Source organism: Peribacillus simplex (genome assembly GCF_001578185.1).
Lineage (GTDB): Bacteria > Bacillota > Bacilli > Bacillales > DSM-1321 > Peribacillus > Peribacillus simplex_A.
In genome coordinates this window covers 1227912-1241655 of record NZ_CP011008.1, presented here as the reverse complement: position 1 = coordinate 1241655, position 13744 = coordinate 1227912, and the positions used below count along the sequence as shown (strand labels likewise).

13 protein-coding genes and 1 pseudogene are annotated in these 13744 nt (G+C 40.2%); 8 read left to right on the top strand and 6 right to left on the bottom strand.

The annotated features are described in order from the left end of the window. Positions 1 to 89: 89 nt before the first annotated feature. The gene (locus tag UP17_RS05830) at positions 90 to 878 is read right to left on the bottom strand and encodes a prolyl oligopeptidase family serine peptidase (RefSeq protein WP_061462071.1); all 789 of its coding nucleotides are present in this window, start codon (positions 876 to 878) and stop codon (positions 90 to 92) included. 241 nt (positions 879 to 1119) lie between these two features. Here UP17_RS05830 and UP17_RS05825 point away from each other — a divergent pair, with 241 nt between their 5' ends. The 3 genes from UP17_RS05825 (at position 1120) to UP17_RS05820 (ending at position 2383) form a co-directional block, all read left to right on the top strand. Further along, on the top strand, positions 1120 to 1935 hold the full coding sequence (locus tag UP17_RS05825) for a Cof-type HAD-IIB family hydrolase (protein ID WP_061465998.1): 816 nt from the start codon (positions 1120 to 1122) through the stop codon (positions 1933 to 1935). Positions 1936 to 2039: 104 nt separating this feature from the next. After that, entirely contained in the window at positions 2040 to 2192 is a 153-nt protein-coding gene (locus UP17_RS28200; protein ID WP_164468789.1) for a hypothetical protein, read from the top strand. After that, positions 2192 to 2383, top strand: a complete 192-nt coding sequence (locus UP17_RS05820; protein ID WP_061462070.1) for a DUF3813 domain-containing protein — start codon at positions 2192 to 2194, stop codon at positions 2381 to 2383. Before UP17_RS28200 ends, UP17_RS05820 begins: the two co-directional genes overlap by 1 nt. A gap of 296 nt (positions 2384 to 2679) precedes the next feature. Here UP17_RS05820 and UP17_RS05815 read toward each other — a convergent pair whose 3' ends face one another. After that, on the bottom strand, positions 2680 to 3522 hold the full coding sequence (locus tag UP17_RS05815) for a YitT family protein (protein WP_061462069.1): 843 nt from the start codon (positions 3520 to 3522) through the stop codon (positions 2680 to 2682). Positions 3523 to 3678: 156 nt separating this feature from the next. Between UP17_RS05815 and UP17_RS05810 the strand changes: the two genes are divergently transcribed. The 5 genes and pseudogenes from UP17_RS05810 to UP17_RS05795 all read left to right on the top strand — a co-directional run bounded on the left by UP17_RS05810 (position 3679) and on the right by UP17_RS05795 (position 7400). Next, positions 3679 to 4545: a DegV family protein gene (locus UP17_RS05810; protein ID WP_061462068.1), complete on the top strand. Its 867-nt coding sequence runs from the start codon at positions 3679 to 3681 to the stop codon at positions 4543 to 4545. Between the two features lie 69 nt (positions 4546 to 4614). Further along, the gene (locus UP17_RS26095; protein ID WP_081108721.1) at positions 4615 to 4746 is read left to right on the top strand and encodes a DUF3941 domain-containing protein; all 132 of its coding nucleotides are present in this window, start codon (positions 4615 to 4617) and stop codon (positions 4744 to 4746) included. Between the two features lie 124 nt (positions 4747 to 4870). Next, positions 4871 to 5362, top strand: coding sequence for a YajQ family cyclic di-GMP-binding protein (locus UP17_RS05805; RefSeq protein ID WP_061462067.1), 492 nt, complete (start codon positions 4871 to 4873; stop codon positions 5360 to 5362). A 248-nt stretch (positions 5363 to 5610) separates the two neighbouring features. Then, complete coding sequence (locus UP17_RS05800) at positions 5611 to 6486, top strand: SDR family oxidoreductase (protein WP_061462066.1); 876 nt, start codon at positions 5611 to 5613, stop codon at positions 6484 to 6486. A gap of 101 nt (positions 6487 to 6587) precedes the next feature. Next, positions 6588 to 7400 (top strand): annotated as a pseudogene (locus UP17_RS05795) (MBL fold metallo-hydrolase). 307 nt (positions 7401 to 7707) lie between these two features. On the opposite strand, the gene UP17_RS05790 reads toward UP17_RS05795, so the two are convergent. The 4 genes from UP17_RS05790 to UP17_RS05775 all read right to left on the bottom strand — a co-directional run bounded on the left by UP17_RS05790 (position 7708) and on the right by UP17_RS05775 (position 13741). Continuing rightward, positions 7708 to 8751, bottom strand: coding sequence for a LacI family DNA-binding transcriptional regulator (locus UP17_RS05790; protein ID WP_061462065.1), 1044 nt, complete (start codon positions 8749 to 8751; stop codon positions 7708 to 7710). A gap of 328 nt (positions 8752 to 9079) precedes the next feature. After that, positions 9080 to 10729 carry a glycoside hydrolase family 13 protein gene (locus UP17_RS05785; protein WP_061462064.1) on the bottom strand — a complete coding sequence of 550 codons (1650 nt, stop codon included), beginning with the start codon at positions 10727 to 10729 and terminating at the stop codon, positions 9080 to 9082. Positions 10730 to 10807: 78 nt separating this feature from the next. Beyond that, positions 10808 to 12343 (bottom strand): alpha-amylase family glycosyl hydrolase, encoded by a 1536-nt coding sequence (locus UP17_RS05780; RefSeq protein ID WP_061462063.1) that lies wholly within the window; start codon positions 12341 to 12343, stop codon positions 10808 to 10810. 150 nt (positions 12344 to 12493) lie between these two features. Further along, positions 12494 to 13741: an extracellular solute-binding protein gene (locus UP17_RS05775; protein WP_061462062.1), complete on the bottom strand. Its 1248-nt coding sequence runs from the start codon at positions 13739 to 13741 to the stop codon at positions 12494 to 12496. Between the last annotated feature and the right edge of the window lie 3 nt (positions 13742 to 13744).

The window sequence follows — 13744 nt, the reverse complement described above, 5'->3', positions numbered from 1 at the left end:
GGAAAATTTCTTCCGTTTTAGATAGTCGTTGTCCATTTGGACCTTAACCTATCTCCATATTAGAATCATAACAGATTTTGAATGAGCACTTAAGCTTTTTGCACTGTTGGCAGCAAATATTTCGCGAACCAGTCTGCAGTCATAAGCACGCCTTCTCTACTGACCCTATGTCCTGCATTAGGGTCGAGGATAAAATCAATTCTTTCATTTGCATCATTATACCCTGCTTTGACCCCTTCATAAAAGTGATATGCATGTTGATAAGGCACAACTGGATCCTTAGCTCCATGCCAAAAAAGAAGCGGGCGGTTGGAAAGCTTATTTTGATTTAGACTCAAATCATATGGCTTGAGCTGTTCAATCACTTTGGCTACTTCCTCATCAGTAGCGGGGAAATTAGCTTTCCTTTTCTTAATCTCCTCCATTTGGAGCTCTGCATACGCGACATATGATGGGTTCCCCATTAAACTTACTCCGGCGGATATCCATTCATAAGCAGCCAGAGCCCCATTCGTAACTATTCCCCCCATGGAGGTACCCGCTACACCAATTCTGTCAGGATCAATTAATTTTCTGGATAATAAATCATCCTTCATCAAAGATATATCCTGGATGGTTTGTAAAACCATTTCCCAAAACCGGGGCATCATTTGAGAATCACTCAAACCAGCTCCCCTTTTCCCATGATGAATTACATCGGGAAGAAGAACACGAAACCCCTTCTCAGCCAATAAATAAGCATAGTGAAGATTGTGTTCCTTTGCACTTTGATAACCATGTATAAAAATAATAAGCGGCAATTCCTGATGGAAAGTGGTTTGCTCACTTAAGTGTAATACAGGAATATGTCCAATTTGCTCATTTTCAATTATTATCAATTTAACCCCTCCGGATGCTTTGTTACGATCTTTACCTAAAAGAAGTTTCACTACCTTCTCAAAAAGGCTTAGGTTTCCTCATTCCATTCCTTTAAACCTATACTTCGCTTTAAGTATTATAATCCTGCATATAGTAATATCATACAGGAATGCATAAAGAATGAAAAAGATTTACATTTACTTTAAAATAGCCTTAACAATATTCGCATATAATGAAATAAAAAGAACAGAAGGTGTTTACATGACTGAGAAACATTTAATCGTCTTGGATCTTGATGGTACTTTACTTACAGATAAAAAAACAATTTCTCCAAGGACTAAACAAACACTACTGAAACTAAAAAAAGATGGGCATGAAGTTATGATCGCCACCGGTCGTCCCTTTCGCTCAAGTGAACTTTATTACCGGGAATTGGGATTGACTACACCCATCGTTAATTTCAATGGCGCTTTCGTCCATCACCCATTGCTGACAAGCTGGGGGCTGTATCACTCCCCATTGGATATAAATGTTGCGAAAGAGATTGTTGAAGCGTGCGATCATTTTCAATATCACAACATCATCGCCGAAGTCCGTGATGACGTTTATGTCCATTATCATGATGAAAAGTTGATGGACATGTTCAATGTAGGAAACCCCAACATGAAGACGGGTGACTTGCGCAATTTCCTTCAGGATTCCCCAACTTCGATGCTAATTCATACAGATAGTGAATTTGTAGGCCAGATTCGCCAGCATTTATCCGATGTCCATGCAGAATTGGTCGATCATCGCCGCTGGGCAGAGCCTTTTCATATCATCGAAATCATTAAGAGCGGGTTAAGTAAAGCCGTGGGTCTAAAACGGGTATCCAACTATCTGGAAATTCCTCAAAACAGGATAATCGCTTTCGGTGATGAAGATAATGATTTGGAAATGCTCGATTACGCGGGAACCGGGGTTGCTATGGGGAATGCAATCTCACCAGTAAAAACGGTAGCAAATACAACTACATTGACGAATGAAGAAGATGGCATAGCCGTCTTCCTCGAAGAAAAATTCAATATAAAACCGTAAAACGACATTTTTTACCTTCATAATATCTCTCTTACAAGTTCAAACTAATATGGACAGCAGCTTCCTTCTGTTGTCGACAACGCTCAGAATCGGAGGAGATAAGTATGGGTAAAAGCAGTAAATCTAAACGATTTGTACAGCAGGGCAAAGAAAGTGTTGCCAGGCATGCCGAAAAAATCCCTTATCACACTACGTTTGAAGAAGCTGAAAAAGACAGGTTGAGAATTATGTCTGAACAAAGCTATGGTGGCTTCTAATGGGAAACAAATTATTCCAGAAAGCTAGAGAATTTGTTGAAGAAGCTCTCCACTCTGAGCATGATGGTGACCAGCATAAGACTGAGGATGTCGCTAAAAACGCTCTTTCATCGGCCTTTGCCAATACGACCGAGGCCGAAAAAGAACAACTGCGAGAACTCCAGGATGACCTGGAAAACCACTCGAAATAAAGTGAAAGCCTCCAGGATTCCTGGAGGCTTTCATTATGTTAAACGTGAATTGTTATTTTGTTCCTTTCCGCCTTTTTGTCCAATTTCCCGGCTCATAGTGATTTATAGTCCTTCCCCGCCTTTACGTCCTTCTTCTTGTCTCTCATTTTTTCTACGTTAGCCATTTTTATCACTCCGTCATAAGGTTTTAATTTTGCGCTTCAATATAAAATTTAGCCGATTTGTACACGCAATAAACTTAAAACGCCGAAAACTTTCCTTTTGTAAAAGTAGTGTAATGGCCTTAATTGTTAATTTCATTCCCTGCGGAAGGTACCAACGATGCCTGATGTTTCCATTATGTTTGTGAAAGCGTGTGGATCCACTTCCTTGATGATCTTTTCAAGGTCATAAAGTTCATACCTTGTAATGACAATCAATAACATTTCCTTATTTTCGTTAGTAAACGCCCCTTTTGCCGGAATCCTTGTAATTCCACGGACTAACTGCGCGTGGATTGCCTGTTTAAGTTCTTCGCTTTTCTTTGTAATGATCATCGCTGTAAGCTTTTCATGACGAGTATGTATCGCGTCAACAACACGGGTCGATGTGTAAAGGGTAACGAGTGTATACAAAGCTTTTTCAGGTCCATAAACAGCGCCTGCCGTAACAATGATCACGCCATTCAGCAGAAATAAATAAGTACCTACAGGTTTATCTTTCTTCCGTGATAGAAGCATGGCGATAATGTCCATTCCGCCAGTCGATGCACCGTACTTCAAGGTGATTCCCACACCTACTGCAGCTATGACTCCGCCAAACACCGCATTCAATAATATGTCAGGTGACCAGCGAGTAATCGGAATGATTTCCATAAAAAAGGACATCAAGACAACGCTGAGAAAACTATAAAAGGTAAAAGACTTCCCAACTTTTCGCCAAGCAATGATCGTTACTGGAACGTTCAATAAAAGCAATAGAATGCCTGTCGATACATCAAAAGGTGCAAAAGAACCTATCATCCTCGATAGTAGCTGAGCCACTCCTGTAAAGCCGCTTGCATATACGTTTGCCGGTATTAGAAAAAAGTTCATCGCGATAGCATTTAGTAATGCTCCGACCACAACTATGATAATTTTCTTCATTTCACCACTGTACATCCTAAAAACCTCCATTTCACCCTTATCCTATTATCTTTTTACCCTTAATTATTTATTCTATTTACGTAGAGATTGAATTTTTACCGTTACGTGCTACACTAAAAAGTAGAGTGGTCACTCATTTTCTAAAAATTGTAAAAAGAAAGCAGGTGTATTATGGCTATCACAATTCTTGCAGATAGTGCATGTGATTTGCCATTGTCTTTCTATAAGGAAAACAATGTATCATTAATCCCTTTACAAGTCCATCTTGATGGGAGAAATTATGAAGATTTACTTACTATTAATTCTCACGAAGTCTATCAGGCAATGATTGAGGGAAAAGCCCCGAAAACATCGCAAGCTTCTCCAGAATACTTTATAGAACTCTTCACACAATTTGCTAAGGAGAAAAAACAAGGAATATATATAGCCTTTTCCTCTGAGCTATCAGGAACTTATCAAACGGCAGTGATGATTCTTAATCAGGTGAAGGAAGAATACCCTGATCTTGACATAGAAATCGTCAATACCAAATGCGCTTCGATGGGAGTCGGTTTAATTGTAAAGAAAGCAGCCGACCTAGCAGCAAACGGTGCCTCTAAAGAAGAAATCCTAGCTGACATCGAATTACGCACCAGACATATGGAGCATCTATTCACTGTAGATAATCTTGAATATTTGGCGCGTGGCGGTCGCATCTCCAAGACCTCTGCCCTTGTAGGCGGTTTATTAAACATTAAACCGTTATTGCATGTTGAAGACGGAAAGCTTGTTCCGCTTGAAAAGATACGCGGCAAAAAGAAATTGATTAAACGTGTAATCGAATTAATGCATGAAAGAGGCAAAAATTTAACAACCCAAACGATTGCCATCAGTCATGGTGATGATGAAGCAACGGCCTTGGAATGGAAGGAAGCCATTCAAAATGAATTCGGGACAACCGATTTCATGATCCATACAATTGGCTCCGTCATCGGTGCACATGCCGGTCCTGGTACAATTGCCCTCTTCTTCTTAAACGATACCCCTGAGAAATCATAAACATACATACTCCCTTCCATTATTGTGAACAATATATATTGATCATGATAATGGAAGGGAGTTTTCACTTTGTCAAAAACAACTGATAACAATAAAAGGCCAAAAGATAACCAAGCGATAAATGCTGAAAAAAATAGCGCATTTCAGGAAAACCTCGCTGCAGGCAAGCATTCCTATTCGAAGAAAACGGACCATAAATGAAGCGCGGGGCTAGTCCCCTTGCTTTTTTAATAGGCTGTCACCGCTTTACCATATGATTTATATAGTTGTCTTCCTATCACACTTTCTCTATAATAAAGGAAATAAACCCTGCTGGAGGTAAGTGATGGCAAAGGAAAATTCATTTGATATTGTTTCGAAAGTAGACTTTTCAGAGGTAACGAATGCAGTTACCATGGCTATGAAGGAAATAAAGACCCGCTATGATTTTAAAGGCAGCATAAGCAGTATCACCATTGAAAAAGAAGACCTGGTTTTAGTGTCAGACGATGAATATAAGCTTGACCAGTTGAAGGATGTCCTCATTGGTAAACTCATTAAACGTGACGTACCGATCAAGAATCTGGACTATGGTAAGCTAGAAGGTGCTTCTGGTGGAACCGTCCGACAACGGGCCAAGTTAATTCAAGGCATCGATAAGGAACAAGCAAAAAAGATCAATACCATCATTAAAAATAGCGGTCTTAAAGTGAAAAGCCAAATCCAGGATGATCAAATCCGGGTTACCGGCAAGAACCGGGATGATCTGCAAGGAATTATTTCCGCGATACGAGGCGCTGATCTGTCCATTGATGTACAATTCTTAAATTACCGGTAGTAATAAGGCCTCGCCTGCTCAGGTAGGCCTTTTTTTATATGCAGCTGCTGCCTCTATTGTTTGTTAATACCCTCTTTCCCCTCAAATGAATCTCCTTCATAGAACATGGAAAGACTAGTCATGTTCCCCTCAGTTATAACATTAAATAATATACCCAAGGACAATTTTAACCATTTTTTACATGTTTTGTTTTTCCAAAAAGAAGGAATAGAAATAGTGTAGATATTTAAACAGGAGGCGTTTTAATCTTGACTAGTCAAAACCAAAATCAAAACAAACAAGGATTTCCACCTCAACATCAACAGCATCAGCCTGGAGTGGAAACAAAAATGGAACCAAACCCTGATTCAGTTAAATCTGCCTACAAAGGAAGCGGTAAATTAAAAGGGAAAACCGCAATCATAACAGGAGGAGACAGCGGAATAGGTAAATCTGTTGCCATTTATTACGCTAAAGAAGGAGCAAATGTGACAGTTGCATACTTGGATGAACACGAGGATGCTAAAACGACAAAAGAATTGATTGAAAAAGAAGGACAGAAATGTTTACTCATTTCCGGGGATATCGGTGATGAAGCCTTCTGCCAGGATGTCGTCAATAAAACGGTGGATGAATTCGGCGGTTTGGACATTCTAGTCAACAACGCTGGAGAACAGCATGTGCAGACAAGCATCCTTGACATTTCTGCTGAACAATTGGAAAAAACGTTCCGCACTAACATTTTCTCGATGTTCCACTTAACAAAAGCTGCATTAAAGCACCTTAATAAAGGAAGCAGTATCATTAATACAACCTCTATCACAGCTTATCAAGGAAACCCAAAACTAATCGATTACTCTTCAACGAAAGGTGCAATTCTAGCATTTACAAGAGCCCTTTCGAACTCCATTTCTAAAGATGGCATCAGAGTGAATGGTGTTGCGCCAGGCCCTATCTGGACACCACTGATTCCTGCCTCATTCGGTGAAGAGGATGTTGCCAAATTCGGTCAGGATACTCCAATGGGTCGCGCAGGGCAGCCTGAGGAATTAGCACCAGCCTATGTATATTTGGCAAGTGATGATTCATCTTATGTCAGCGGACAAGTCATCCATGTAAACGGCGGGACCGTTGTAAATGGATAAGGCCTTAACTTCCTTAGCGATAAAAGCAGTGGACTTCGCAAATTGAAATCCGCTGCTTTTACTTTTTTCAAGCAGGATATTTCCAGTTTAAACGGAAGTATATGTATGAGAAGGAGTTGTGCCATTTGAAAAATATTGTAGATCCATGGTTCACCGTTCAGGAATTGGACTCAGAAACGTTCGCAATTAGTGAATATGGTCATTGGGAGAACGTCCACTCCTTTTTACTACTTGGGGAGACCAGGGCTGCGTTAATCGATACAGGGTTAGGCATCGATTCGATTAAGCGAATTACGAACCAGCTTACCGATCTTCCTATTATCGTCCTGACCACACATGTGCATGCGGATCATATTGGCGGTCATGGGGATTTTGATAAAATTTATGTTCATGGTGATGATGCCGATTAGCTGATCAATGGCATTAAAGGTTTGTCTTTGGAACAAATAAGAAAAGAAATGGCTCGGGATATCACCATACCCGTCCCGGAATCATTCGACCCTATTACATACAAGCCATTCCAAGGGTACCCTGATAAGCTCTTAACAGATGGGGAAACCATTGATCTTGGGAACCGCAGTTTAGGCATTTATCACACGCCTGGGCATTCACCTGGCCACATTTCTATTTTGGATAATGAAACAGGTTATTTATTTACTGGTGACCTGCTTTATTCAGATACACCAGTTTATGCATTTTACCCATCGACAAGCCCTGAAGACCTTGTGCATTCGTTAGAAAAAATCGCTAAGCTCCAGGAAGTCTCCAAAATCTATGGCGGACACAACAAGCTCGGCCTCGAACCAAGGATTCTTGAGGAAGTCCTCGAAGCCATTCAATATCTTAGAGATAATAACTTAGTCAGACACGGAACCGGTGTACATACATTCAAAAGTTTCAGCGTGCAATTCTAGCAAAAGGGGTTAGGAATTAACATTCCGAACCCCTTTTGAAATTCCCTTTGAATTTTGCTCAATATTAAGGAATTGGGTCTATACGAGCCCACTATGTTAGGCCATTTTTAGACCTTGCCATGTCCAATTGGCCATCTTCTTTACATTCATGGCAGCCCAAAGTGAGGACTGCCCGCAGAAAGCGAGCCCTACGTTCCAATCAACGTTCAAATTGTACAAGCCATAAAAAAATTGTAGACAAACTCGATTTTCATCGAGTTTTGTCTACAGACTGAAAGGGCATTACTTTTACGTAATGCCCTTTCGTTTAATAAGTCAAGGCCATCGCACCTTGCTTGATTGGTCTGCAGGAATGCCTTTCCACGAAATGATGTGGAATGATGGACCCAACAGGAGTATCTCCAGTTTGCAGCCTTTGAATGATACCCTTAGCGGCCTGATATCCCAAATCGAAAATATTAATATCTACAGAAGTCAGGGCAGGCAATGATAGTTCAGAGAAAATAACGTTATTGAAGCTGACGATGGACATTTCTTCTGGAGTGCGAACACCCATCTCGCGAAGTGAATGCACGATGCCAAGTGCCATAAGATCATCACTGACCACCAAAGCAGTTGGCGGTTCATCAATGGCAAGCAATCTTTTTGCAGCTGCTTGTCCACCTTCATGCAAAAAGTCTTCATGCAGGGTATATTCCCTCCTTCGATCGATCCCAGCCCTCTTCAAAGCCCGTTCATATCCTAATAGGCGATCATGCGTCATCACAAGGGTTACATCGCCTCCGATGAATCCAATCCTTTCATGTCCTAGCTGAATGAGATAATCTGTTGCCTGTTCGGCTGCCAAGACATTATCGTTATCAACATATGTTATCTCATCGAGAAAATCATAGGGTTTCCCAATGATGACAAAAGGAAAATCCCTTGCCCTCAAATAGGTCAGAATGTGATCGTTCATCCTGGAATACATCAGGATTATTCCATCCACCATCCCCCCCTGCACCATGTTTACGACTCCTTCGTAGATTTCATCTTCGGTTTTTCCCGTGCCTAGCAACAGGGAATAATGGTTTTCCTGAGCTCCCTCACTAAGACCCTGGAGAATCGTTGGAAAAAATGGATTTTGATAATAATCATTTGACGAACTTGGCAGGACCAAGCCAATGATCCTGGTTGATTGATTGGCAAGACTACGTGCAATGAAATTTGGATGGTACCCTAATTTATTCATCGCCTTACGTACCCTTACCTTTGTTTTTTCACTTATTCGAGGATTATTTGCAATCACCCGAGAAACTGTTGAAGGAGCAACATTCGCCAGCTGTGCCACATCTTTTATCGTGATGGCCATGCATTTCCCCTCTCCCCTCTTAGCCTTTATTGATTTCATTCCAAAAAAGGTGAATACCAATAAACACTTCACTAATAGATTTTATAATTATACATTTGTATGTATTCATAATACACTCAGTCCAACAGATATATCCATACTTTTTTTTTCCACTCGTCCACATTTCAGAAAATACCGAATTTTCCGTTTTTTCCAACCTTTTTTTAAAATTAAAAAGAAGCTGATTTTGGATCAGCTTCTAAAAAAACGACAAGTCTTTTGGAAGGAAAGAAGTCAGACGACTAACCACATAGGGTTTTAAGGTAATATACAAGAAGTCATTTAAAGGTCAATAACGATAAATCCTCGTTTCATATGGCCGTAAATCTATAACGGACCCTTCAGGGCAATCATCATAATTAGCTAGTAAAAGTTCCATCTTACCCCAATGGGAAAGGTTGATTTGGTGGTGATTCATACTATAGTTACATACTACCATCACTGAATTTTCATTCATACTTCTTGTATAAATATAAAGTTCAGGGTGATCTTCCCATAATAATTCATATTCCCCATAAACAAGGACCTGATGTTTTTTTCGAAGTTCAATCATCTTTTTATAAAAATGATAAATGGATGATGGGTCATTCTTCTGCTGTTCTACATTAATGGCGCGATAATTGGAATTAACCCTCATCCAAGGTCTTCCGTGCGTGAACCCACCATTTTCATTTTCATTCCATTGCATCGGGGTTCGTGAATTATCACGGCCGCTATGCCAGATAATGTTCATGATTTCATCATGTGGACGGCCTTTGGAGGTCTCAATCCGGTAAAAGTTTTTCATTCCAACATCATCATAATCATCAATAGAATCAAATTGGACATTCGTCATACCTATTTCCTGACCTTGATAAATAAAAGGTGTCCCTTGCATGAAAAAGTATAGAGCCCCAATCATTTTTGCGCTTTCCAACCAATATTGATGATCATTTCCCCATGTCGAGACACTTCTCGGCTGGTCATGGTTTTCAAAAAACAAAGCATTCCAGCCTTTGTTTTTCATCACTTTTTGCCATTTGGTCATTGTGCGTTTTAACCCCTGAACATCAACATCGTGATTCTGTCCCCTATTCCAAAGTCCAAGATGTTCAAATTGAAATATCATATTGAATTTCCCATTCAATTCCCCAACCCAATCTTCAGCCTGCTCAATCCTGACGCCATTGGCCTCACCGACCGTCATGATATCATACTTAGAGAAAGTCTCTTCTTTCAACTCCTGAAGGTAATCCAGAATCCCATCCTGATTGGTGTGCATTTCAAACGCAGGTACATACTGATGCCAATAAGGATTGGGCATATCCGGCAAGCCCTCACGCTTATGAATATGAGTGATAGCATCAATCCGGAAGCCATCAATTCCCTTGTCGAGCCACCAATTTACCATTTCATACAATGCATTTCGTACATCAGTATTTTTCCAGTTTAAATCTGGCTGTTTTTCGGCAAATAAATGTAAATAGTATTGATTGGTCCTTTCATCGAACTTCCAGGCACTTCCGGAAAAGATACTTTCCCAATTATTAGGCTCCCTTCCGTCCTGCCCATCCCTCCATATATACCAATCCCGTTTAGGATTATCGCGGGACGAACGTGACTCGACGAACCATGGGTGCTCATCACTTGTATGGTTCAAAACAAGATCGAGTATCACCTTCATCCCACGTGCGTGAACATCTTTCAATAACAGTTCGATATCTTCGATTGAACCGAACTCATCGGATACGGCCTGATAATCACTAATATCATAGCCATTATCAGCATTGGGGGACTTGTAAAATGGACAAATCCAAATAACATCTATCCCTAAATCCTGCAGATAATCGAGCTTTGAAATCAATCCTTTTATATCTCCGACGCCATCACCATTACTATCCATGAAACTGCGCGGGTAAATTTGATAGCAAACCGCTTCTTTCCACCAGGTCTTATTCATGCTGTACCCTCCCGATCCTGTTTTCCACAAAGCCTTAGGGACAATGTTTGGCAGCTACCGACATCGAGAGGTATATGATTATTTTGGTTGGTTCCGTTTTGAACGCTTAATAACCAAAGCAATGAATATACCAAAAATAAGAAGAACCAATCCTATAACTAACAGGTAAGGAATATTAATAATCGACTTAGGTGAAAGTGTGTAGACTTCCGTCGTCTCCCTGTCGATTACGATAGAGTAGCTGTTGTCCTTACTGCGGACCAGATCCCCATTCAGCATACCTCTCAACTCTTTATTCTTTTCAAGTTCCTTTTCAGTAAGGTTTATCGTTTGAGTTTCAGTCGTATTGTTCATAGCGACGACAATCGTTTCATCACCATACACACGCTTGAAAACCGAAGCTCCACCTTTTTCATATAGAAGCTCCAAATCCCCTTTTATCAATGCTGGGTACATGTCTCTGAGATCGGAAAGCTTTGTTATATATTCGACCAATTCCTGTTCTGTCTTAAAATTCATCAATTTATGATTATCCGGGGCACTATCGCCATTTAAGGCTATTTCCGATCCATAAAATACGATTGGCACTCCTGGCACCGTATAGAGATATGACAGAGCCATTTTCCATCTGGAACCTGGATTTTCGTTATGATCGGCTGCATCCTTGGTAAATCGGGGCATTCCCTGAGTGTCCATGAACAATGCCTGAGGAGCATTTCTCCCAAATTCATCTTCACTTTTCGCAAATGCATTAAAAACAGGTTTAAATTCTTTATCGGATGCAGCAAATGCTTTCCGTAGTTCGGCATTTTGCGGATAAGCCATAAAAGCATCGATACCCGTCTGCTTGTAGCTTGAAATCAAATCGGCATCACCTTGTACATCTCCTATTGTATAGAAGTTTGATTTTTCAGATTTGACTGCATCCACAAATTCCTTCCAAAAATCTTTTGCTACGTATTGGACTTTATTTAAACGGTATCCATCAATATCGGTTTCCGTAATCCACCATTTGGCCGCATCAAGTAAATATTTCCGCGTTTCATCATTGTCTTGATTCAAATCCGGAAGACCATCAACCCATCCTGTTTCCAAATCATCCTGATTTCCGTCCTTGGAAATCTTTTTTTCTTCATGGAACCAACCTTGTTTTTCAGGGTCTGTCAGCCATGATGATTCAGGACCCACATTATTAGCTTGAAAATCAATGATCACCTTCATATCGCGTTTATGTGCCTCATTCACGAGTTTTTTAAACTCTTTAATCGTCCCATAGTGTTTATCCGTTTTATAAAAATCGGTCACCCAATCACCATGATAACCATTTTCATCATTAGCGAAAATCGGTGAAAGGATGATAGCTGTAAAACCCATATCTTTTAAATAATTCAGTTTCTTCGTGACACCTTCAAAATCCCCACCATTAAACGCAGAAGGGTCATTGACATTCGCGTCTCCATTATTTTGTATATTACCATCGAAAAATCGGTCGACTAATAATGAATATACGATTTCATCCTTCCAAGTTCGTTGTTCTTTTTCAGCTGCTCCTACTGGAATGGCGTAAAAAAGAAGCAACGGAATTAAAGCGAGTGATAACACTCTTTTTCTCATATCCGCTCTCCTCCTAGCTATCTCTTTACGCCTTTAAGATTAGCCTTTTGGCCCCTTAACGTCAAATCCAAATTATAAAAAACTTTACACTAAAGGGACAATTTGGAGATACTAGTTACGCTTAATGACTGGAATAAGCAGAACACGATTTTAACGTTCTTTTTTTATCGTTTTCACAGCTTTATCCAAAGCCCTTTTTGGTTTTGCTTTTTCAGTGGATATATCATCCATGGCAGAATTCATCGGACCCCATACCTTATTCATTTCCGGAATATTCGGCACAGGTTCAGCGTATTGTATTTGTATGCTTAAGGCTTGTGCCCTTTTATCTTCATTGATTGCTGGGTTTTGTTTGATTGCCTTATTCGGGGGGATTTCCCCTGTTTTTTCATAACGCTGGACTGCATTATCATCGTTTGTCAAATATTCCACTAACTTCGTAGACCAGTAAGGATGTTTAGTGAATGCTGTTACATGCCAGCCTTTGATTTCCATGAACGTTTTCATTGGCTGACCATTTGGCAATTTTGGCAAAGGGGCAATTCCTGTATCCTTTCTCTTGGAAAATGAGTTACCGTCACTCATGAAAGAAGCCAAATTCCCTTGATCAAATAACTTCCCGATTGCTGCCTCGTCGCCTTTTGGAATCAGATCCGCTTTATACCATTTTTGGATGTACCGAGCCCCTTTTATTGCACTCTTATTATTCAAACCAATGTCCGAAGGGTCCAGATTTCCATCCTTATCTCTAAATACATAACCTCCCATTCCAGCCATCACTCCATACGCATCATGGAAATCATTCCATTTGGCATAGTAACCATACACTTTCCCTTTTCTTGATTTCTTCGCCATTTTATATAGGTCATCCATCGTTTCAGGAGCTTTAGCCATCAATTTTTTATTATAAATGAAAACGGTAGTGTTCACGGATTTCGGCAATCCAAATACCTTATCTTGATACATTTCCCCCCTGATTGAAGATTCAATGAAGGCATTTATTACTTCTTCATTCATCTTCACTTCCTGAATTAGGCCTTCCTTCACGATACGCCCGACTTTGTCATGGGAAAAAGTAACAACATCCGGCGCTTTTCCGTTTCCGATTGGCCCATCACGACGAAGCCGGTGATACATCTCGGTAGCTATTTCCAGCTCTTTATGCTCAACTTTGATTCCATATTCTTTTTCAAATGCCTCAATTACTGGCTTTAGGGCCTCGGCTTTACCTTTTTCCTCCCAAATGATCAATTTTTTCGGCTTCGCTTCATTACTGGCTTCTTCGTTTTTCTTATTTTCTGTCACTACTTTATTTTCCAAATCTGAACTGGATCCACAAGCACTTACAATAACGATCAAGAACATGGACATGAAAAAATGAAAAATCAGCTTCTTCATTTT